The 20414-nt window shown below is 65.3% G+C and carries 19 protein-coding genes; 9 read left to right on the top strand and 10 right to left on the bottom strand.

What is annotated here, in order from left to right; genetic code table 11:
- Nucleotides 1-25: 25 nt before the first annotated feature.
- From pstA to MNI96_RS12120, 4 genes are all read right to left on the bottom strand, one after another.
- Entirely contained in the window at nucleotides 26-1390 is a 1365-nt protein-coding gene (gene pstA, locus MNI96_RS12135; protein ID WP_249693454.1) for a phosphate ABC transporter permease PstA, read from the bottom strand.
- The gene (gene pstC, locus MNI96_RS12130; protein ID WP_249693451.1) at nucleotides 1387-2847 is read right to left on the bottom strand and encodes a phosphate ABC transporter permease subunit PstC; all 1461 of its coding nucleotides are present in this window, start codon (nucleotides 2845-2847) and stop codon (nucleotides 1387-1389) included. Before pstC ends, pstA begins: the two co-directional genes overlap by 4 nt.
- A gap of 72 nt (nucleotides 2848-2919) precedes the next feature.
- Nucleotides 2920-3960: a substrate-binding domain-containing protein gene (locus MNI96_RS12125; protein WP_249693449.1), complete on the bottom strand. Its 1041-nt coding sequence runs from the start codon at nucleotides 3958-3960 to the stop codon at nucleotides 2920-2922.
- Nucleotides 3961-4069: 109 nt separating this feature from the next.
- Complete coding sequence (locus tag MNI96_RS12120; RefSeq protein ID WP_249693447.1) at nucleotides 4070-5479, bottom strand: ATP-binding protein; 1410 nt, start codon at nucleotides 5477-5479, stop codon at nucleotides 4070-4072.
- Nucleotides 5480-5721: 242 nt separating this feature from the next.
- Between MNI96_RS12120 and MNI96_RS12115 the strand changes: the two genes are divergently transcribed.
- Nucleotides 5722-6330, top strand: a complete 609-nt coding sequence (locus tag MNI96_RS12115) for a tetratricopeptide repeat protein (protein ID WP_249693445.1) — start codon at nucleotides 5722-5724, stop codon at nucleotides 6328-6330.
- Between the two features lie 6 nt (nucleotides 6331-6336).
- On the opposite strand, the gene MNI96_RS12110 is transcribed toward MNI96_RS12115, so the two are convergent.
- The 6 genes from MNI96_RS12110 to MNI96_RS12085 all read right to left on the bottom strand — a co-directional run bounded on the left by MNI96_RS12110 (nucleotide 6337) and on the right by MNI96_RS12085 (nucleotide 12020).
- A complete protein-coding gene (locus MNI96_RS12110; protein WP_249693443.1) occupies nucleotides 6337-7047 on the bottom strand; it encodes a hypothetical protein in 711 nt (236 codons plus the stop codon).
- Complete coding sequence (locus MNI96_RS12105; RefSeq protein WP_249693441.1) at nucleotides 7044-7529, bottom strand: SRPBCC family protein; 486 nt, start codon at nucleotides 7527-7529, stop codon at nucleotides 7044-7046. The genes MNI96_RS12110 and MNI96_RS12105 overlap by 4 nt, the downstream gene beginning before the upstream one ends.
- 63 nt (nucleotides 7530-7592) lie before the next feature.
- Complete coding sequence (locus tag MNI96_RS12100) at nucleotides 7593-8438, bottom strand: ABC transporter permease (protein ID WP_249693439.1); 846 nt, start codon at nucleotides 8436-8438, stop codon at nucleotides 7593-7595.
- A complete protein-coding gene (locus tag MNI96_RS12095) occupies nucleotides 8435-9712 on the bottom strand; it encodes an ABC transporter permease subunit (RefSeq protein ID WP_249693437.1) in 1278 nt (425 codons plus the stop codon). Before MNI96_RS12095 ends, MNI96_RS12100 begins: the two co-directional genes overlap by 4 nt.
- Nucleotides 9705-10802 carry an ABC transporter ATP-binding protein gene (locus MNI96_RS12090; protein ID WP_249693435.1) on the bottom strand — a complete coding sequence of 366 codons (1098 nt, stop codon included), beginning with the start codon at nucleotides 10800-10802 and terminating at the stop codon, nucleotides 9705-9707. The genes MNI96_RS12095 and MNI96_RS12090 overlap by 8 nt, the downstream gene beginning before the upstream one ends.
- Nucleotides 10803-10901: 99 nt before the next feature.
- A complete protein-coding gene (locus MNI96_RS12085; RefSeq protein ID WP_249693434.1) occupies nucleotides 10902-12020 on the bottom strand; it encodes an extracellular solute-binding protein in 1119 nt (372 codons plus the stop codon).
- A 346-nt stretch (nucleotides 12021-12366) separates the two neighbouring features.
- Between MNI96_RS12085 and MNI96_RS12080 the strand changes: the two genes are divergently transcribed.
- From MNI96_RS12080 to MNI96_RS12045, 8 genes are all read left to right on the top strand, one after another.
- On the top strand, nucleotides 12367-13287 hold the full coding sequence (locus tag MNI96_RS12080) for an MBL fold metallo-hydrolase (RefSeq protein ID WP_249693433.1): 921 nt from the start codon (nucleotides 12367-12369) through the stop codon (nucleotides 13285-13287).
- Nucleotides 13288-13406: 119 nt separating this feature from the next.
- Nucleotides 13407-14114 (top strand): HAD family hydrolase, encoded by a 708-nt coding sequence (locus MNI96_RS12075; RefSeq protein WP_249693431.1) that lies wholly within the window; start codon nucleotides 13407-13409, stop codon nucleotides 14112-14114.
- A gap of 2 nt (nucleotides 14115-14116) precedes the next feature.
- The gene (locus tag MNI96_RS12070; protein WP_249693430.1) at nucleotides 14117-14833 is read left to right on the top strand and encodes an HAD family hydrolase; all 717 of its coding nucleotides are present in this window, start codon (nucleotides 14117-14119) and stop codon (nucleotides 14831-14833) included.
- 110 nt (nucleotides 14834-14943) lie between these two features.
- On the top strand, nucleotides 14944-16572 hold the full coding sequence (locus MNI96_RS12065) for a long-chain-fatty-acid--CoA ligase (protein ID WP_249693428.1): 1629 nt from the start codon (nucleotides 14944-14946) through the stop codon (nucleotides 16570-16572).
- Nucleotides 16573-16663: 91 nt separating this feature from the next.
- Nucleotides 16664-17635, top strand: coding sequence for a DUF1499 domain-containing protein (locus tag MNI96_RS12060; protein WP_249693426.1), 972 nt, complete (start codon nucleotides 16664-16666; stop codon nucleotides 17633-17635).
- Nucleotides 17636-17878: 243 nt separating this feature from the next.
- A complete protein-coding gene (locus MNI96_RS12055; protein WP_249693424.1) occupies nucleotides 17879-18025 on the top strand; it encodes a hypothetical protein in 147 nt (48 codons plus the stop codon).
- 133 nt (nucleotides 18026-18158) lie between these two features.
- Nucleotides 18159-19133, top strand: coding sequence for a magnesium transporter CorA family protein (locus MNI96_RS12050; RefSeq protein WP_249693422.1), 975 nt, complete (start codon nucleotides 18159-18161; stop codon nucleotides 19131-19133).
- A 61-nt stretch (nucleotides 19134-19194) separates the two neighbouring features.
- Nucleotides 19195-20196, top strand: coding sequence for a class I SAM-dependent methyltransferase (locus MNI96_RS12045; RefSeq protein ID WP_249693420.1), 1002 nt, complete (start codon nucleotides 19195-19197; stop codon nucleotides 20194-20196).
- Nucleotides 20197-20414 lie beyond the last annotated feature (218 nt).

Raw genomic sequence — 20414 nt, 5'->3', positions numbered from 1 at the left:
TTGGTTCATGGCTTGGAGAGCCTCCTTACCAGCGACGTTCGAAACGACGGCGCAGGACGATCGCAATCAGGTTCATGAGCACGAGGAACACCAGCAGGACGATGATCGCACCGGACGCACGCTCGACGAAGGCCGGATCTCCTCGCTGCGTCCAGTTGTAGACCTGGACGGGAAGGGCCGAGGCGGGGTCGAAGAAGCCCGCCGGCGGCTCGCCCGGATACTCCCGCACGAAGGCCACCATTCCGATCAGAAGCAGCGGAGCGGTCTCGCCCAGCGCCTGGGCTAGGCCAATGATCGTGCCGGTGAGGATGCCCGGCATGGCCAGTGGCAGCACATGATGGAACACGGACTGCATCTTCGAGGCGCCGACGCCGAGAGCAGCGTCGCGGATCGAGGGCGGCACGGCTTTCAGCGAGGCACGGGTTGCAATGATGATGGTCGGCAAGGTCATCAGCGTCAGCACCAGGCCACCGACGACCGGAGCGGACTGCGGCAGACCGGCGAAGTTGATGAAGACCGCCAGGCCGAGGATACCGAAGACGATGGAGGGAACCGCCGCGAGATTGGCGATGTTCACCTCGATCAGGTCGGTGAAGCGGTTCCTCGGCGCGAATTCCTCGAGATAGATCGAGGCGGCGACGCCGATCGGCAGCGACAGCGCCAGCACAATCAGCATCATGTAGGCCGAACCGAGGATCGCCACTCCCAGACCGGCGGCCTCGGGCCGCGTATCCGAGGCGTCCGGAGCCGTAAAGAAGCTCCAGTTGAACCTGGTCTCGAGGATCCCTGCCTCCTTGAGCTGATCGGCGAGTTGAAGCTGCTGCGGCGATACGTTCCGGTCGAGCTCGGCGCTGGCCATCGTCACCCGGCCCTTGTAGTAGCCGTCGATCCGGCCCGAGGCGAGCAGGTCGAACGGCACCGTCTGGCCGATGCGGGAGGGGTCGGCAAGGACATAGCGACGCAACTCGGCAGGCGCCTCTTTCGAAATCAACTCGGCGGCGGCGTTCGCGGAGAGGCCATCAATAGCGATGCCAGCCGCCGCCATCTTCTCTTCCATCGCCTTCTGGATCAGCGGCGCATAACCGAATGTCGAGACCTTGGCGATCTGTTCCGGGTTTCGATCGCCAGCCTTGTCCAGCCGGGCGGCATCAAGATGGATATCGAGCCGAATATAGGTCTGCTGGAAGGACGACAGTCCATTTGAGAAGATGGAAGCAAGCAGGCCCAACAGAGCCAGCACGCCGAGGCTGACCGCTAGCAGCCCGAGCAGACGGAAGCGAGCCTCGGAACTGCGACGACGCCTGGTATGGGTGTCGACCGTGAGAAGTGAGCTGCGGGCAGACGCAGACCCGCTGCCGGCGGTGGATGCCGGGATTGTCGCGTCGGTCATTCGTACTGCTCCCGATACTTGCGGACGATGTAGAGGGCGAGAACGTTGAGGCCCAGCGTGAAGACGAAGAGCGTGAGGCCGAGGGCGAAGGCAACCAGCGTCTCGGGCGAGGCGAACTCCGTGTCGCCGGTAAGCTGACTGACGATCTTCACGGTGACCGTGGTCATCGCCTCGAAGGGATTGAGGTCGAGCTTGGCGGCAGCGCCCGCGCCAAGAACCACGATCATCGTTTCGCCGATGGCCCGGCTTGCCGCCAGCAGGATCGCTCCGACCACACCGGGCAGCGCCGCCGGCAAGATCACCTGCTTGATGGTCTCGGACTGGGTGGCGCCAAGGCCGTAGGAGCCGTCGCGCATTGCCTGCGGCACGGCGTTGATGATGTCGTCGGATAGTGAGCTGACGAAGGGGATCAGCATGATACCCATCACCAGGCCGGCCGTCAGCACGGAGGAAGAGGAACTTCCAAGACCGGCCGGCTGGGCGATCCAATCACGCAGGAACGGTCCGACGGTGATCAGGGCGAACAGACCGTAGACGATGGTCGGGATGCCCGCCAGGATCTCGATCGCAGGTTTCGCGAAGCTGCGCATCGTACTGCCGGCATATTCCGACAGATAGATCGCGATCATCAGACCGATCGGCACAGCGAAGAAAAGAGCGACGAGAGAGACGTAAAACGTACCCCAGAGAAGCGGCAGGATGCCGAGATCCGATCCTCCCCGGAACTGCGGGTTCCAGACGGTGGAGAAGAAGAAATCCTCCGCCGGATACATCTGGAAGAAGTTGTAGGTCTCGAACACGAGCGAGCCGAAGATGCCGACGGTGGTGAGGATCGCCACCGAGGACGAGCCGATGAGCAAGGAGAGTACGAAGGTCTCGCTGGTATTGCGGGCCCTCAACTCCGGCGACACACGGCGATATGCAAGGAAGGCGAGGCCGAGGGACAGGATCAGAACCGACGCCGTCATCAGCATTTCGCCATTGCGGTGAGCGCTCCTGTAGGCCTTGGCAGCCTCGAAAACCTCCACCGGGACATTGGAGCCCAGCGCAACTCCGACATCGGCGAGGCGCGAACGAATGTCGGTCATGTCGGCGCGCATGCGGTCCAGCTCGGCCTCGCCGAGGCCACGGGCCTGCATCAAGGCATCAAGGCCGCCGGCGATACGCTCGACATCGGCCATCACCAGGCTTCTGGCACCGCCCTCCGGGATCGCGCTGTCGGGAATCAGGCTGCTCACCTGCCCATGGAGGACGATGGGCTGCACGAAAAGCCAGGTCAGCAGAAGCAGCAATGCCGGCACGCCGGCGAACAAGGCCACAAGTTGCCCGTAATAGGTGGGTAGCGAGTGCAGACGACGCCCGCTGGCTGCCGAAAGCGCGAGGGCTCGGCGCCTGCCGAAAAAATAGCCGAGCGCGGAGACGCCCAGCACGATCAAAATAAGAAATCCAGCGTTCATGGAATCGTCCGCCGCTTGCCGCCAAAACAGGACCGGCGGTGCGAAGACCGCACCGCCGGATGTGCTTCAGTGTCAGTTCAGCGGCCCCATCGGAGTCCGGTTCTTGACCATCTCCTGGGTCTTGGCCAGTTCCGGGTCGGAGACGAGGCCGTATTGAGCCAGAGGGCCGTCAGGACCGGCGATCTCGTCGGAGACGAAGAACTCGATGTAGTCCTGGAGACCCGGGATAACGTCGAGATGCGCGTTCTTGACGTAGAAGTAGAGAGGACGCGAAACCGGGTACTCGCCCTTGGCGATCGCCTCGGTGGTAGGCACGATACCGTTCATGGTCGCGACCTTCAGCTTGTCGGTGTTGTTCTCGTAGAACGACAGGCCGAACACGCCGATACCATCCTTGTTGGCGTCGATGCGGGCGAGCGTCTCGGTGTAGTCGCCGTCGATGTCGATCGACGCACCGTCGGTCCGCAGCGCCATGCAGGCCTTCTCGGCAGCCTTCTCGTCGCCATTGTTGGCAGCGGCGAGCGCCTCGAACGCACCGTTCTCCTCACAACCGTCGATGAGGACCTTCTCGTCGAAAACTTCACGGGTACCGTGCTTGGTGCCCGGGATGAATGCGAGGATCGGCTGAGCCGGCAGGTCGGCGCGGATGTCGTTCCACATCTTGTGCGGATTGTCGACGAGCTTGCCGTCCTTGACGACCTTGGCGGCGAGAGCGTTGTGCCAATCGGCCGGCGTGAACGCGAAGGACGGGCCGTTGATGTCCGAAGCAAAGACGATACCGTCATAGCCGATGCGGACTTCCTGGATCTCCGTCACGCCGTTGGCGGCGCAGTTGTCGATATCCGACTGCTTGATGCGCGACGAAGAGTTGGCAATGTCGATCGTGTTCTCGCCCACGCCTTCGCACAGCTTCTTGCGACCGGCGCCCGAACCGCCCGACTCGACCACCGGGGTCGGGAAGTCGGTGTTCTCGCCGAAGGCCTCGGCAACAATGGAGGCATAGGGAAGAACCGTCGAGGAGCCGGCGATCTGGATCTGGTCGCGAGCGATGGCGGCGCCAGCGAAGGCGACCGAAGCGACCGCAGTCGCGCTGAGAAGAGCTTTGATGTTCACCTGACCTCTCCCTGGATTTCAGGATTTCTCACGTTCCCCCACGGACTTATTCCCGCGAGGTCGAGGGCACCCTAGTCCTGGCCCGTGATGCTTATATGAAGATCCGGTATCAGTTTTGTGACAATTCAATATGTTGATTGGAAACGTCTTTTTCGACATCCGCAGGAATTTCGGCGCTTTTTGCGACAGGAAACCTAACGGTGAAGACCGCCCCCTTGCCGGGAGCGCTGTCGATGTCCAGCCTCGCCTTATGCCGGGTCAGGATGTGCTTGACGATGGCAAGCCCCAAGCCCGTGCCCCTGGTTTCCCGGCTGCGCGATGCGTCCACCCGGTAGAAGCGCTCCGTCAGCCGCGGCAGGTGCTCGGCCGCAATGCCGGGGCCGAAATCCCGGACGCTCAGGACGAACATGCCGCCGGCACGCGCGCCCTCGGCCGCCTGCGGCGCCAGCGCCAGCCGGATCTCGACCTTCTTGCCGATAGCGCCATACTTGATGGCGTTCTCGACCAGGTTCTCGATCACCTCGATGAGTTCGTCCCGGTCCGCCCTGACCAGGCAGGGCGCGTCGGGTGTCTCGATGTCGAGAAGAACGCCAGCCTCGTCGGCGACCGGCTTCAGCGCATCGCATGCCTGCCGCAGTAGGGATGCAAGATCGAGCACCGTCTCGGGCTGGACATGCGCCTTCAGCTCGATGCGCGACAGCGACAGCAGATCGTCGATCAGCCGCCGCATGCGGTCGCCTTGCTGCAGCATGATGGAGAGAAAGCGGTCGCGAGCGACGGGGTCGTCGCGGGCCGGCCCCTGCAGCGTCTCGACGAAGCCGGTGAGCGAGGCAAGCGGTGTGCGCAGTTCGTGGCTGGCATTGGCGACGAAGTCCGCCCGCATGCGCTCCAGCCGGCGCTGTTCGGTCAGGTCCTGCAGGGTCACGAGAACGAAGCGCCCTGCTCCGCCGCCGGCCCCGGCCCGCGCGGGCTCTCCAGGCGGCGAAACCAACTCGGCAACCGGGGTGACATAGGCCTCGAGCCAGCTTTCGGTCGGCACCCGCTCGCTCCACTCGATTCGCTGCGCCGGACCGCCGGCCATGACCTTGTCGAGCGCCTCCAGAAGAACGGGCACGCGCAGGCGCAGCGAAATCGGATCGCCCGGCAGCGGATCGCCGAAACGCACGCGTGCCGCCCGGTTGACGTAGCGAGTGATGCCGCGCCGGTCGACGATAAAGCAGGGATTGGGAAGCGCGTCGGCCAGCTGCTTCATACCGGTCTCCGGCCAGGGCGTAAGCGAGCGGGCCTCACGGCGACGGCGGGTAACCAGGAGACGACGCGTGGGAGGAACCAGAGCAGCAAGCAGCAAGAGCACTCCGCCGCTGGCGACCGACAGCGGCGGCACCCCGGCGACGAAAACGGCAAGAAGCGCGACGACGACCAGCGCGGCCAGCACCCAGCGCTGTTCCGCGATGCGGTCGCGAAGCCGGCTGCGCAGGCCGAAACGCGCTGCGGGGCGCTCTGTGGTGTCGTCGCTCATTCCGGTCGCCGGTCGGGTGTTTCGGTTTGCCTTCCGGCGGTTGCGCCCGCGGGCGGCGGAAAGACGCTGAGCGGAACGGCCGGAAACGGGACGCCCTGAATAGCATGGTCAACATGACAGACCCAAGACGGAAACCGAAGACGGGAAACAATCGGGCGGGCGGCTTTGCGAACCCCTTTGCGGATGCTATCTGGCCAAGGACGCATCGCCCGGCGGGCACGATATCTGGGAGGTTTGGCGCAATGACACCGGCCAAGGCGGCAGAGCTGCTACCGCAGGCGCTGGCCGCACAGGATTGGGAGACGGCCCGCAAGGCGCTGAAGCGCCTGCTGCGAGCCGATCCCGGCAATGCCTCGCTGCGCTACAACCTTGGCCTCGTGATGCGCCGGCTCGGCGACACGGACGCGGCCGAGGCAAGCTTTGCGGCGGCCCTGAAACTTTCGCCGGATCACCTCAACGCCCTGTTCGAGAAGGCTGCCGCCGCCATGGATGCGGGCCGGCACGAGACCGCGGAAGCCGGGTTTGCGCTTTATGTGGGAAGAGCCCCGCAGGATGCGGACGGATGGCTGAACCTTGCCCGGCTGCGCCTGCGCCGCGATGCGGCGAGCGAGGCGGAAGAAGCCTTCGACCGGGTGCTGGCGCTGCGCCCGTCGAACCGGGATGCCGTGATCGGCAAGGCGGAGGCTGGATTGCGGCTGGGGCGGGCGGAGGCTGCGGCGAACCTCAGAGCCCTCTTCGCCGACCTGCCGGACGAGCGGCCCCGACTGCTGAAGGCGATCAGCCAGGGACCGCGCGGGACGATCCCGCTTTCGAGCCTCGCGCTGACCGGAAAGGCACCGGCTGCCGGCTGAGCCGCCTCACCGCTCGCGCGGCGCGCGGAAGCTCTTTCGATACAGCCCCGGATCGTCCTGCAGGCCGTCCTGCACCTCCAGGTGTCGGGCGAGTTCGCCCTTGTCCATGGCGCGGATATCCAGCTCCAACGCCTCCCTGCGGATCGGAAAGGCCTGCGCGACCGGGGTGCCTGCCGGCAGGTGCCCGGAAAAGCCCGCATCCTGCCAGATGGCCGGGAAATGGACGAAGCCGTCGCGATAGCGGTCGCAGTCGACAAGGCCCGCGAGCGTGCGAAACGGCAGATCCTCGCGGTTGAGCGGATGGGTGAACAGCAGCGACACGCCGTCCGGCGCCTCGACTGTCCAAAAGTTCGTGAACTTCAGCACGAACTGCCCATTGGGAAGCCCGAACGGCAGCCCTTGCGCCTGTTCCGGCACATGCAGGCCGACCGGCGAGCGGGTCTGGCGCGCCGCTTGCGTGACCGGCGGCGACCAGTCCCAGGAGATCTCGCCGCCCGCGATATCGAGATCGGCGGCAAGGCGGAACATCACCCCTTGAGCCAGCGCGTCTATCAGCGGCGGACAATGCTTGAAGGTGCGGACCTCGGCGCCGCCCAGAACGTCGCTGGCGACGAGCGAAGGTGCCGCCTTCAGCCAGTCGGGCAGGCTGGCGCGGGCCGGAACCGGCTCCGGCACGTGGCCGGCCAGTTCCGGCAGGCAGCGGAAGAAGAGCTTCATCGCCGTGCCGGGCGGGCGCGGGCAGCCGCTTCGAGCGCGTCGAGGCAGGCGGGCCAGCCTTCGGCGGAGGCCATTGCCTCCCGATACGCGATGCCGTCCTCGCCGTGGCGCAGGAAGTCGCCATGGACCAGCTCGATGCGGGTGCCGTCGGCCATCTGGCGGAACTCAATCATCACACGGCTGGCAGCGGCGGGATCGGGCACCGGCTTGCGGTCGAACGAGATCTGCCAGGCAAGGCGCAGGTAGAGCGGGCGCTCGATGGACAGGACTGTGCCCCATACAAGGCGCGAACCGCCGGGCAGTCGCTCGGTGCAGGCGCCGCCTGCGACAGGCTCGATGGACAGATCGGCTGCGGGATCGCGCGAGAAGGTAAGCTCGCGCGGCCACCAGTCGCCGATCTGGTCGACCAGGAGATCGAAGGCCGCCTCGCGTGCCAATGGCAGCGTGCGCTCAAAGACGATGGGCCCGTCCCTTTCGGACATGTCAGCTCCCGAATGAATCGCCGGAAGAAAGAACCTCAGGGTCGCAGTCGACCGGCTGGCCCGTCAACCGTTGCCCGAACGCCGCTTGGCCAGCACCCAGGCCGTAGCCGCAACCACCGTGATGACGACGAAGATCACGCCGATCACGTTGATCATCGGCGACAACCCGAAGCGCATGCGCGCGCCGATCTCGGTGACGAGCGTCCAGCTGGAGCCGATCGCGAAGAAGGTCGTGTTGTAGTTCTCGATCGACTGCAGGAAGGAGATCAGCGAGGCGGTGAGGACGGTCGGCATCAGGAACGGCAGCGTGATGCGGCGGAACACGAAGACCGAGGACGCGCCGAGGTCGAGCGCCGCCTCTTCCAGCGCGCGATCCTGACGCTGCAGGCGCGCCATGAACATCAGCATGCAGTAGGACGCGATGAAGGCCGCCTGGGCGATCGCCGCAGTGAACAGGCCCGCCTCCACCCCGAAAGCATCGCGCCAGAAGATCATTGTGGTGGCGCCGAGCACGATGCCCGGGGTGAGGATCGGCGAGACCAGCACGGTGTAAAGCAGCGTCGAGGCACGCGATTGCAGCCGCGTCAGGATCAGAGCGCCGGCAAGGCCGAGCGGGATCGAGATGACGATGACGCCGCCGGCGATGGCCAGCGAATGTAAGAGACCCTGCACGAAGCGCGCGTCCTGCGGCAGCGCCTCGAACCATTTCAGCGTGAAGCCCTGCCAGTCGGTGACGGACGGCGTCGGATTGGCGTTGAACGCGGCCGCGACCATGAACATCAGCGGCAGGAACATGTAGGCGAAGAACAACAGCAGGTAGCCTGAAAGCACCGCGTCCGACCAGTCCCTGGTCCGGCGACGGCGCGGCGCTATCTCCCTGACGGCGGGCTCTGCGGTGACGACGGTCATTTCGCGATGTCCCTGATGCCGACGCGGAAGACGGCCATGTTGATGAGGATGAACATGATGCAGGCCACAAGCAGCGCCAGCGAATAGGCCGCACCCTCGTTCCACGAGCCCGCCTCGAAGAAGCGGCGATAGATCACTTGCGCGAACCAGTCGGGATGCAGGCCGCGGCCGACGATCTCCGGCACGGCGATGGACCCTGCGGACAGCATGAAGGTCATGATCGCGCCGACGGCGATGCCGGGCTTGGCATGGGGCAGCACCACGCGCCAATGGATGCGCCAGGTGGAACTGCCGAGGTCGCGCGCCGCCTCGATCTGGTTCTTGTCCAGCGTTTCGATGGTGTTGTAGATCGGGAACACCATGAAGAGCACGTACGCATAGACCATCACGGTGAACACAGCACCGTTGGACGCGACGAAGCGCATGCCCTCGCCCGCCTGCATATCGATCAGGCCCATGAGGTCGAGGACCCCGTTGAGGATGCCCTGCTTCTCCAGGATCATCACCCAGGAAAAGATGCGCAGCAGCTCGTTGATCGCATAGGGGATCACGAGACCGAGCATCATCAGCGCCACCTTGTTGGCGCTCCTGGCCGTGGCGGCGGCATAGGCGACCGGGTAGCACACGACGAAGGACAACAGCGTCACGCAGAGCGCATAGACGATGGTCGAGAGAAAGATGCGGAAGTGCAGCTCGCTCATGTTGGTGAAGTTCTTCGCCGAATAGCTCTCGCTGGTGCCGGCGGTCGAGGTCAACTCGGCCTCCTGCACCTCCAGTTCGGCGATGCGGGCCTGAAGACCGGCTTTCTCCTCCTCCAGCGCGGCGATACGGGCCTCGATCTCCTCGCGCGGCAAGGTTTCCTGCGGCGAGGCGAAGGGGCTCGGGGCAACGCCCGGCGCGGGCGTCGCGGGCGATGGCGCAGAGAGCGAGGGGCTTGGCAACGAGGGGACCGGGGACGGCGAAGGAACCAGTGACGGCGATGGTGTAAGCGAGGGTGTCGGCAAGCCGCCGGAGGAGGCTTCATCGCCCGCCTGCCCGGCCGCAAGCTGGCCGTTCAGGTCCCGCAGGTCCGTGTCGATGTCGAAGACGCGGGTATAGGCGCGGTCGATCTCGAGCGACAGGGTCGCCGCATCGCCCGAACGGTCGACATAGGTGAAGGCACGCTCGATCATGCGCGCCTGGGGCAGCACGATCAGCACGGCAATCCACACGGCGGTCAGGGCCAGGAAGACTGCGGTCAGGCCCTTGCCGTAGCTCTTGACCAGGCTATTCACGGGCGAGCTCCCCGACCGCCATGACGATGGCATCGGTGGGCCGGAAGCCCAGATCCGTCTCGCCGGAGGCAAGCGAAGAGGCCGCATCGCCCGAATTCGGCAGATGAACCGTCACCGACGTATCGCCGGCCCGGCAATGCAGGTTCACGAAAGGCCCTTCCAGGTCGCGGCGCTCGATGGTGGCGCGCAGGCGGTTGCGCGGCTCGCTACCGGCGCCGTTCGCGCCGAGCCCCATGCGCTCGGGACGCACGAAGATCATGACCTCGTCGCCGACGCCGGCCTTACCGCGCAGATGGGCAAGCATCTCGCCCTGTGGTGTGTCGACGCGCGCAACCTCGCCGTCGACCCCGGCAAGGCGGCCGCGGAAGACGTTCTGCTCGCCGACGAAGCTGGCGACGAAGGGTGTTGCCGGCTGGTTGTAGATCTCGTCGGAGGAAGCGACCTGCTCGACGACGCCGCGGTTCATCACCGCCACGCGGTCGGACATGGTCAGGGCCTCGCCTTGATCATGAGTGATGTAGATGAAGGTGACGCCGGTCTTGCGCTGCAAGTCCTTCAACTCGCTGCGCATGTGCTGGCGAAGCTTGAGATCGAGGGCGGAGAGCGGCTCGTCGAGCAACAGCACGGCCGGCTCGACCGCAAGCGCCCTGGCGATGGCGACGCGCTGGCGCTGGCCGCCGGACAGCTCGGTCGGCTTCTTCTCGCCCTGGCCGGTCAGCGCGACCATGGCCAAAAGCTCTTCGGCCCGCTCGCGACGCACCTTCTTCGGCACGCCCCGTGCCTCGAGGCCGAAGGCAACGTTTTCCCACACGCTCATGAGGGGAAAGAGCGCGAGGTTCTGGAAGATCAGTGCCGTCGGGCGGGCATTGGGGCGGATGCCGGCCATGCTGGCACCGCCGATGCGCACATCGCCGGCGGTCGGGTCGAGGAACCCGGAGATCATCCGCAGGATCGTGGTCTTGCCGCAGCCCGAAGGCCCGAGAATGGAGAAGAACTCCCCGGCATTGATCGTCAGGTCGGTCGGTTGAACGGCAGTGAAATCGCCGAAGCGCATCGACACCCCGTCGAGAACGACGTCTTGTCCGTGCATTGGCCCCTCGTCTGGCACGTGGCCCGGCCCCGAAAGCACGCGACCGGAAGCAAAAAGCGGATCGCGGCAAAGGGCCGCGATCCGCGAGGTTCAAACGCCTCAGGCGTTGGTGATCTTGTCCACATACTCCTCACGCAGCGTGGCGAACCACGGCGTGTCGGCCTGCCACCACCACAGGTTGGCGAGGTTCTCGGCATTGTAGACGTCGGCGAACTGGGCCTTGTAGTTGTCGCCCGCGTATTCGGCGGCGCCGGCAACGGCCGAGTTGTAGCCGGTGTTCATCGCCAGCATGCCGGCCATCTGCGGGTCCAGCATGGCGTTGAGGAAGGCGTAGGCCTGCTCCAGATTCTCGGAGCCCGACGGAATGCCCATAGAGTCCATCCAGGTGATGCCGCCTTCCTTGGGCATGCGGTACTTCCACTTGGCGTCTTCGCGGTTCAGCAGGAGACCGGTGGTGTCCCAGGTCTGGCCGATGGTCGCGCCGGCCTGCTTGAACGCATTGGTGGCCTCGGTCGCATTGTTCCAGAACGCGGCGATGTTGGCCTTGCGGTCGATGATGAACTTGGCGCAGGCGTCCCACACGCGGCGGGCGTCTTCCTCGGTCTTGTAGACGTCGAGCATGCGGTTGGACTTCACCTCGCCGGTGGCGTCCAGATAGAGGCCGACGCCCATAATCACCGACTTCTGGCGGAAGGCGGCCTTGCCGGCAGCTTCCGGCGACCACATGGTGCCGTAGGAGACGTCATCGGCGTTGAACTGGCTGCTGTCGAGGGTGATCGCCTCGGTGCCCCAGTTGAACGGCAGCAGCATACGCTTGCCGCGATAGGTGCCGCCCAGCTGGACGCTGTCGCGCAGCATGGACGGGATCAGCTTGTCGAGGGCGAGCTTGCTCTCGTCGACCGGCTGCAGCAGGCCGTCCGGATAGTAGTTGTTGCCGTTGGTGATCGACGGGAAGATCACGTCGAAGCCCTTGCCGCCGGCGGCACGCAGTTTCTGCTCGGCCTCGTCGTTGGAGCCGTAGGTCGACAGGTTCACCTTGATGCCGGTGTCGCCCTCGAACTTGTCGATCATGTTCTGCTGGATATAGTCGCCCCAGGCGAAGACGTTGACCTGGCCGGACGAGGCCAGTGCGTCGCCGGCCTTCAAAAGGGCCGGGGCGGCAAGCAGGGTCGAGGCAGCTGCGGAGCCCTTGAGCACCGAACGGCGGGAAATGGACATGTCGGACCTCTCCGTTTCATTGGTCTTGCGAGCGGCGACGGAATGGCGGGTCTCCTCCCCGCATCGCTTGCTCGGCCATAGGTCAGTTTGACAACGTTAGTGTGACACGGAAGGGTGTGACATTGGCGAACCAGCCGGCGCGACCGGAGCACGACGGACTCCTCGCGCGGCACTGTCCAGCAACACCGCCCCTCGCATGCGAGACTGACGTTATGGGTGCAGAAATGATCTTTCAACCGAAAGATTAGCCGGCTGCGAAGCAATCGACGAGCTCCCCGCTCACTTGCCAGGCCCGACTTTTTCCCGAAGGGCAAAGGCGAAAAACAGAAACGGACCCCCAAAAGCTATGGTTTCCCTGCGACATGATCGGGATTTCGACCCGCGCCACGGCGAGGTGGTCGAGATTTCAGCAGCGGTACGCCGCCTCACGGCCCCCAATCGCGGTCCCTTCACCTGGCACGGCACGAACAGCTACCTGATCGGCCGCGACGAGGTGGCGGTGCTCGACCCGGGCCCCGCCGATCCCGAACACGTGCGGGCGCTCGTGGCCGCGGCCGGCGCGGGCCGCATCTCGACGATCCTCGTGTCCCACACCCATGTGGACCACTCGCCGGGCGCCCGGCTGCTCAAGGAGATGACCGGCGCACCGCTGGTCGGCTGCGGTCCGCACCGGGCGGCACGCGCTCTGCTGCCGGGTGAGACCAACCCGCTGGATGCCAGCGCCGACACCGACTACACGCCCGACCGCGAATTGCATGGCGGCGACAGCGTGAGCGTCGACGGCCTCTCCCTCACCGCAGTGGAAACACCCGGACATACCGCCAATCACCTTGCCTTCGCTCTGGACGAGGGCCGCGTGCTCTTTTCCGCCGACCATGTCATGGCGTGGTCGACCTCGATCGTCGCCCCGCCGGATGGCTCGATGAGCGCCTACATGGCCTCGCTGGCACGACTGTCGCAGCGCGATGATGCCAGCTACCTGCCCGGCCATGGCGGAGCGGTCACGGCTCCGGCGGAGTATGTGGCCGGTCTCGTCGCGCACCGGCAGGCGCGAGAGAAAGCGATCCTCGACCGGCTCACCGCCGGGGACCGGACGATCCCGGAGATGGTGGCCACGATCTACGCCGATGTCGACCGTTCGCTGCACGGGGCAGCAGCGCTGTCGGTGCTGGCACAGGTCGAATGGCTGATCGAACGCGGGCTGGTCGGCATTGTCCCCCGCGAAAGCCGGACGCTGACGCTGGCAAGCCGGCTGGAACTGACCTGACCGGCGGCCCGAACTCCTTTCCACGCTCCATCGCCTTTGACGGGCGACGGGGAACATGGCATGTGACGGCGAAACGCGGGCCAGGGCCCGTCCGACATCTCCCACCGAACGAGACCTGAATGCGCATCAAGGCCGTATTGTTCGACCGCGACGGAACCCTGACCGACTTCGACAGCACCTGGGGCCCCGCCATCGCGCTGGTGCTCAAGGACCTGGCGCGTGGTGACGAAACGCTTCTGGCCACGCTGCAGGAACTCGCCATGTTCGATGTCGCCGCCGCGCGGTTCACCGGGCCCTCGATCCTCAAGGTGCAGTCGCCGAAGGACTATTCGGCCGGCTGGGCAGAGGTGATCGGCGAGCCGGACCCGCAGGCGATGCTGGAGCGCATCGAGACGATCCTGCTGGAGCATTGCGACCGCACGGTCACCCCGTTCGACAGTGTGGTGGATACGCTGACCGCGCTGAATCTCAACGGGATGCCGCTCGGCATCGCCACCAACGGAACCGAGGCCTCCGCGCGCAAGCAGATGCAGGCCCTCGGCCTCGGCGAGGCCTTCGGCTTTCTTGCCGGCTACGACAGCGGCCACGGGTCCAAGCCCGAGCCCGGCCAGCTTCTCGCCTTTGCCCGCCACGTCGGCCTCGAGCCGGGCGAGATCGCCATGGTCGGCGACAGCCTGCACGACATGCATGCGGCAAAGGCCGCCGGCATGATGCGCATTGCGGTGACCACCGGCGCGATCCCGCGCGAGCGGCTCGTCGGAGAGGCGGATCTGGTGATCGAGCGCATGTCCGAGTTGCTGCCCGTGGCGCTCGGCAAGGCAGCCTGACGATGACACCCGTGCGCGCAGTGCTGTTCGACAAAGACGGCACGCTGATCGACTTCCAGAACACCTGGGCGCCGACGTTCCACACCCTGATGAGCGAGCTTGCGGCAGGGGACAGGCTGAAGGCAGAGCGGCTGGCGGCTGCCGCCGGCTTCGACCTGGCGGCCGTGCGCTTCGAGGCGGACTCGGTGCTCATCGCCGGCTCCAACGACGACATCGCCGATGCCTTCGCCGAGATCCTCGGGCTGTCCGATCCCAAGGCGCTTGCCGAGGACATCAATGCCCGCATCGGTGCCATGAGCCTGCCGCACCTCTCCCCGTTCGACGATCTGGTACCGGCGCTCGACCGGCTCGCCGGCCACGGACTGGCGCTCGGCATCGCTACCAACGACGCGGAAGCCTCCGCCCTGGCGCAACTCGACGCCCTCGGCCTGACGCAGCGCTTTGCCGCAGTAATCGGCTTCGACAGCGGTCACGGCGCAAAGCCTTCGCCCGGCATGGTTTCGGGCTTTTGTGCCGCCCTCGGCCTCGATCCGCAGGAAGTGGTGATGGTCGGCGACAGCCTGCACGACATGCATGCCGGCCAGGCCGCCGGCACCCGCACGCTGGCGGTCACGACCGGAACCGTCGGGGCCGAGGTTCTCGCCCCGCATGCGGATCATGTCGCCGGCTCCTTGAGCGCCGCCATCGACTGGATCGAGACGCTGATCGTCCGAGACTGACGGCGGCAGCCGCTGGACAGGGCCCCGGTGGCCGGTGCTATGCTTCTCCGCAAGAAAAGCCTTGCTACAAGAGGCACTTGCCGGAGAGGAAACAGATGCCAGAGCCGAGGATGAGCGGTCTGATGCAGGACTGGTCGCTGACCTGTACCCGCATTCTCGACCATGCCGCGCGCAACCACCCGGACCGCGAAATCGTCTCGCGATCGGTCGAAGGACCGATCCACCGCACCACCTACAGGACATTGCGCACGCGCTCGCTGCAACTCGCCAAGCGGCTGCAGAAGGCCGGAATACGCGAGGGCGACCGCGTGGCGACGCTTGCCTGGAACACCTGGCGCCACATGGAGGCCTGGTATGGGCTGATGGGCATCGGCGCCGTCTACCATACGGTCAATCCGCGGCTGTTTCCCGACCAGATCATCTGGATCATCAATCACGCCGAGGACCGGTTCCTGCTGGTCGACCTGACTTTCCTGCCGCTGGTGGAGAAGGTGCTGCCGCACCTGACCACCATCGAGCAGGTGATCGTGCTTACCGACGAGGAGCACCTGCCGGCGACCGGCTTCGATGCCGTTCCCTACGAGGAGTGGCTCGCCGAAACCGACGCGGACTTCGCCTGGGTAGAGCTCGACGAGAATGCGGCGGCCGGCATGTGCTACACGTCCGGCACGACCGGAAACCCGAAGGGCGTCGTCTACTCGCACCGCTCCAACGTGCTGCATGCCCTGACCGCGGCAACGCCCGACATGTTGGGGCTGTCCTCCCGCGATCGCGTCATGCCGGTCGTGCCGCTGTTTCATGCAAATGGCTGGTCGCTCGCCTTTTCCGCGCCGATGGCCGGCGCAGCCCTGGTGATGCCGGGGCCGCGCATGGACGGCGAGGCCCTATGGGAACTGCTCGACGCGGAAAAAGTATCCCTGACCGCCGCAGTGCCGACCATCTGGCTGATGCTGCTGCAGCATCTGGAGGCGAGCGGGCGCACCCTGCCTTATCTGGAGCGGGTGGTGATCGGCGGGTCCGCCTGCCCGCGGGCGATCACCAAGGCGTTCGAGGAAATTTACGACGTCCAGGTGCGCCATGCCTGGGGCATGACCGAGATGAGCCCGCTCGGCTCGGTCTGCGCGACCCGGCCGGAAGTGGCGGATCTCGAGGGCGAAGCCCTGCTCGACCTGCAGGAGAAGCAGGGTTTTGCGCCTTTCGGCGTGGAAATGAAGATCACCGACGACGAAGGCAGGGAACAACCCTGGGACGGCAAGACCTTCGGCCGCCTGAAAGTGCGCGGCCCGGCGGTGGCACGAACCTATTTCAAGGAAGAGGACACGCCGATCCTCGACGACGAGAGGTTCTTCGACACCGGCGACGTCGCCCACATCGATGCCTTCGGCTACATGCAGATCACCGACCGCGCGAAGGACGTGATCAAATCCGGCGGCGAGTGGATCTCCACCATCGATCTGGAGAACCTCGCCCTGCTGCATCCGGACGTGGCGGAGGCCGCCGTCATCGGCGTACCGCACCCGAAGTGGGACGAGCGGCCGCTGCTGGTGGTGGTCGCCAAGGAAGGGCGCACGCCCTCTGAAAAGGCGATCCTCAACGTGCTGGAAGGACGGATCGCCAATTGGTGGATGCCGGACGCCGTGGTCTTCGTCGACGAGATCCCGCACACGGCGACGGGCAAGATCAAGAAGACCGCCTTGCGCGAACAGTTTGCCGACTTCCGCTTTGCCGACACGGGCTGATCGACGCAAGGCGGTTCGCATTCGGCTCCGGCCGTGGTAAGCGGTTGGAACGAAACGCGGTCGACGTCACAGGGAAGTTTCCGCCCGCCGCATGCGCAAGATCCTGCCCCCCTTCCGGTCGCGGCTCGCGGCAGCAAGTCTCCAGTTCGGGCGGCTGGCCCTGCCCGTGCTGGTGATATCCGCGCTGGTGCACCGGGCCGACATCGTCACGACCCCGCAATTCCTTGTGCTGCTGACGCTCGGCCTGTTGCTGGGCGCGCTGGCCTGCGGCTCGGCGCTGGCCGCCGGCCTGGTGCTGTGGCAGCGCGGTGGCCATGGCTGGGCCAAGGCGGTGCGCGGTTTCCTCTACGGGCTGATCGCGCTCTCGCCGGCCTTCGTCGCGCTCTATGCCTTTGCGATCTATCCCCGTCTCGCCGACATAAGCACGGACACGGACACCCCGCCGCAACTGGCGAGCGGGCGCCCCTTCACCAACGGCGAATCGCAGGCCTCGGCCTATCCCGACCTCGTATCGCGGCGCTTTCGCATCCCACCGGCCGATCTGCACGGGGCAGCGCTTCAGGTCGCCATGCGCAGCCGCTGGACGGTGACCGCAGAACTGCCGCCCGGCATGCCGGACGACCCGACCCGCTTCCAGGCGGTCGCAACCTCGCTCGTATTCGCCTTTCGCGACGACATCGCCTTGCGCATCCTGCCGGATCCGGTCGGCGCCAAACTCGACATCCGCTCCGCCTCGCGCTTCGGCGCGCATGATCTTGGCGCCAACGCCAATCGAATCCGCAACTTCTTCGAGGATCTCGACGCCGTGCTCGTTGCTGCCTACGGCACGCTCGAGCCGGTGGAGGAGGACGAGGAACTGCCGCCCGACCTGCCGTTGCTGGATCCCAATGCCCAGCAGCGCGATAACGGCCTCCCGCCGCTGCCCGGCGCCAAGCCGGAATCGCAGGAACAGGAAGAGGCCGAAACCGTCGGCAGCGAGGATCGTGCGCCGCTGGAGCAGTTGCCCGACGATCTGTCGGAAATTTATCAGGAAGACCGCCGGGACGCGGCGCCGACACGGTGACGCCTTATGGATTTCGTCACCCTCTTGATTTCATGTCTTCTTTGGAGAAAAGAAAAGCCTACTCGCTCATCTTTGAGCCATTTTGACGGCAGCCAAAAATCGCGAAAGGTTACAGGACGTTAGGAAGTGTGACTGGCATCACAGCCTTTTCTTGCGGCATCCTTAGTTTTGTCCAAATCACAGAGGATTTGTGAGCTCCGCCGAAGGGATGTTCCCCGGCGCAACCAAAACCCGGACCCTGTCATGACTTCCAAGTCCCCCCAAGCCGCCGCTCCCGCACCGCGACCGAGCCTCGCTTCGCTCTACAAGCCGGTCGGCATCGGTGCCGTCACGGCCGCAAACATCTGCAAGACCGGCATGGTCAATGCGACGGCCCCCAAGGCCAAGTGATCCCGGTAGCTGCCGGGTGGGATCAGGTGGCGGCGCCCATTGGGCGTCCCCTGACCCGAAGTGCGGCGAATCCGACAAGAAAGCGCTATAGGTTGCCGGGATCGGAAACGAAACACTCCCGGAGCCTTTTCGCATGATCACCGCCTATACGCTCGACGCAGGCATCATCGTCGAGATCCGCTGCTCCAGCGAAATGCGGATCCCCGACCTGGCCCTGTGGGTGGACCTGTTCTCGCCTACGCATGAAGAACGGGCATTGGCGGAGGCCTGGATCGGTACGGAGATCCCGACGCGCGAGGAAATGGCGGCGATCGAGACCTCCGAACGGCTCTATGAATTCCAGTCGGCGCTGATCATGACGGCGGTCATGCCGCTCATTGCCCGCAATCCCGATCCCAAGTCCGCGGCCATGACCCTGGTGGCAACGAAGGATCGCCTCGTCTCCCTGCGCCATGGCGAGCCCGCTGCAGTCGCGATCGCGGTGCGGCGGATCCAGCATGAAGGGGTACCGATCCGCTCCGCCTGCGACATTCTCTTCACGCTGCTCGATGCCATCGCCGACCGGGCCGCCGATGTGGTGGAAGAATGCTCGGCCGAGTTCGACGCGGTCTCGAGCCAGGTCTTCGGGGTCGGGCTCGATACCCGCAAGAGCGCGCAATACAAGGCGACCATCCAGAAGATCGGACATATTGGCCTCAAGATCGCCCGCATGCACGATGCCTGCGCCAGCCTGGAGCGGCTGTTTCTTTTCCTGTCCCTGCATGCCAAGACGCTGAACCTCAACAGCCAGCAGAAGAGCGCCGCCAAGACACTCGGCCGGGACATCCGCTCGATCCGCGAACATGCCGGCGGGCTCGACGCCCGGCTGAACTTCCTGCTGGATGCAACGGTCGGCCTGGTCAACCTGGAGCAGAACCAGATCATCAAGATCTTCTCGGTTCTCGCCGTGATCTTCCTACCGCCGACGCTGATTGCCTCGATCTACGGCATGAACTTCGAGATCATGCCGGAACTCACCTGGACCTACGGATACCCTTTCTCTCTGGGCATCATGGTGGCATCGGTGGCCCTTACCTTTCTCTACTTCCGTTGGAAGAAGTTGCTTTGAGCGCCAGCGCCCCTGCCCTAGTTTGCCTGCCGATGAACAAGCTGAAAGCCGAAACGAATCGATGACGAGCCTCGCCGAAAAGATCGCTGGCGCCCTGCGCCTCGGCAGGCGCCGCTCCCCTGCATCGCGGCGCCCGCAGACCTCGGGCTGCTGGTCGCGCGAGGCCGTGCTCGAACGGGTGGCCCCCTTGTCCTTACGCGACAGGTTCCTTCCCGAATTCGATCCCGACTACTACCGCGCCCTCTATCCCGACCTTGCCGAGTTCGACGACGAAGAGCTGGAGCGCCACTATCGCGAAGCAGGCCGTGCCGAGGGACGGGTCGCCTCGCCGCTCGCCGCCCGCGGCTATTTCGTCGACGCGCTGCAAGGCGACGAGCGCTCGCTGGAACTCGGCGCCTTTCACCGACCGCTGATGCGGGGCGCCCATACCAAGCATTTCGACGTGCTGCCTCGGGCCCAACTGGTGGAGCGAGCCAAGGCGATCGGCGAGAGGCCGGAGGGCATCCCGGAAATCGACTTCGTCTCACCGTCGGGCGACCTTGCCGTCGTCGACGAACCGTTCGACATGATCGTCTCCTCGCACGTGATCGAGCATCAGCCCAATCTCGTCGCGCATCTGGCCCATGTGGAGCGCATTCTCGACAAGGGCGGCGTCTACGCGATGATCGTCCCGGACTGCCGCTTCTGCTTCGACCACTTCATTCCGCCTTCGACCCTGGGCCAAGTGATCGAGGCGCATCATCAGAACCCGAAGGTTCACACCCTGCGCAGCGTCGTCGAGATGCGCGCGCTGACCACGCATAACGACGCAGCCCGCCACTGGAAGGGAGACCACGGTACGCTCGAGCACACGGTCGCACGCACGCGCAATGCGATCCGCGAATGGGAGCAGAGCAAGGGTAGCTATATCGACGTGCACGCTTGGCGCTTCACGCCCGACAGCTTCGCCCAGATCATCACCACGCTGAATGGGCTCGGCATGACCGGCCTCACGCCGTACCGCGTCTACCCAACCCCCTATCTCGTCAGCGAATTCTGCGCGGTGCTGGGCAAAGACAGCTGAGTCTTCCTCCGGCTTCCCCATGGGCGCCGACCACTCAAGCAATCCACAAGCCCCTGCCCCGACAGTGGAAACAGAATCGCTATATGAGCCGGGTTACCGTTTGTTAATTGCTTTCCCCGATACTGTTGCAAAGGGGCAACAGCCTCGCTTGCGAGGCCGAGCAGCCAGCGTCGGAACGGTATCGCCATGACAAACCACCGGGTCACGACAATCCCCAG

This window comes from Stappia sp. WLB 29, from assembly GCF_023507705.1.
Lineage (GTDB): Bacteria > Pseudomonadota > Alphaproteobacteria > Rhizobiales > Stappiaceae > Stappia.
This window is presented reverse-complemented; position numbering and strand designations above follow the sequence as displayed.

Bases quoted from the DNA above. Each gene is read 5' to 3' on its own strand.
- pstA (WP_249693454.1), bottom strand. From the start codon at position 1,390: ATGACCGACGCGACAATCCCGGCATCCACCGCCGGCAGCGGGTCTGCG.
- pstC (WP_249693451.1), bottom strand. From the start codon at position 2,847: ATGAACGCTGGATTTCTTATTTTGATCGTGCTGGGCGTCTCCGCGCTC.
- MNI96_RS12120 (WP_249693447.1), bottom strand. From the start codon at position 5,479: ATGAGCGACGACACCACAGAGCGCCCCGCAGCGCGTTTCGGCCTGCGC.
- MNI96_RS12115 (WP_249693445.1), top strand. From the start codon at position 5,722: ATGACACCGGCCAAGGCGGCAGAGCTGCTACCGCAGGCGCTGGCCGCA.
- MNI96_RS12110 (WP_249693443.1), bottom strand. From the start codon at position 7,047: ATGAAGCTCTTCTTCCGCTGCCTGCCGGAACTGGCCGGCCACGTGCCG.
- MNI96_RS12105 (WP_249693441.1), bottom strand. From the start codon at position 7,529: ATGTCCGAAAGGGACGGGCCCATCGTCTTTGAGCGCACGCTGCCATTG.
- MNI96_RS12100 (WP_249693439.1), bottom strand. From the start codon at position 8,438: ATGACCGTCGTCACCGCAGAGCCCGCCGTCAGGGAGATAGCGCCGCGC.
- MNI96_RS12090 (WP_249693435.1), bottom strand. From the start codon at position 10,802: ATGCACGGACAAGACGTCGTTCTCGACGGGGTGTCGATGCGCTTCGGC.
- MNI96_RS12085 (WP_249693434.1), bottom strand. From the start codon at position 12,020: ATGTCCATTTCCCGCCGTTCGGTGCTCAAGGGCTCCGCAGCTGCCTCG.
- MNI96_RS12080 (WP_249693433.1), top strand. From the start codon at position 12,367: ATGGTTTCCCTGCGACATGATCGGGATTTCGACCCGCGCCACGGCGAG.
- MNI96_RS12075 (WP_249693431.1), top strand. From the start codon at position 13,407: ATGCGCATCAAGGCCGTATTGTTCGACCGCGACGGAACCCTGACCGAC.
- MNI96_RS12070 (WP_249693430.1), top strand. From the start codon at position 14,117: ATGACACCCGTGCGCGCAGTGCTGTTCGACAAAGACGGCACGCTGATC.
- MNI96_RS12065 (WP_249693428.1), top strand. From the start codon at position 14,944: ATGAGCGGTCTGATGCAGGACTGGTCGCTGACCTGTACCCGCATTCTC.
- MNI96_RS12060 (WP_249693426.1), top strand. From the start codon at position 16,664: ATGCGCAAGATCCTGCCCCCCTTCCGGTCGCGGCTCGCGGCAGCAAGT.
- MNI96_RS12055 (WP_249693424.1), top strand. From the start codon at position 17,879: ATGACTTCCAAGTCCCCCCAAGCCGCCGCTCCCGCACCGCGACCGAGC.
- MNI96_RS12050 (WP_249693422.1), top strand. From the start codon at position 18,159: ATGATCACCGCCTATACGCTCGACGCAGGCATCATCGTCGAGATCCGC.
- MNI96_RS12045 (WP_249693420.1), top strand. From the start codon at position 19,195: ATGACGAGCCTCGCCGAAAAGATCGCTGGCGCCCTGCGCCTCGGCAGG.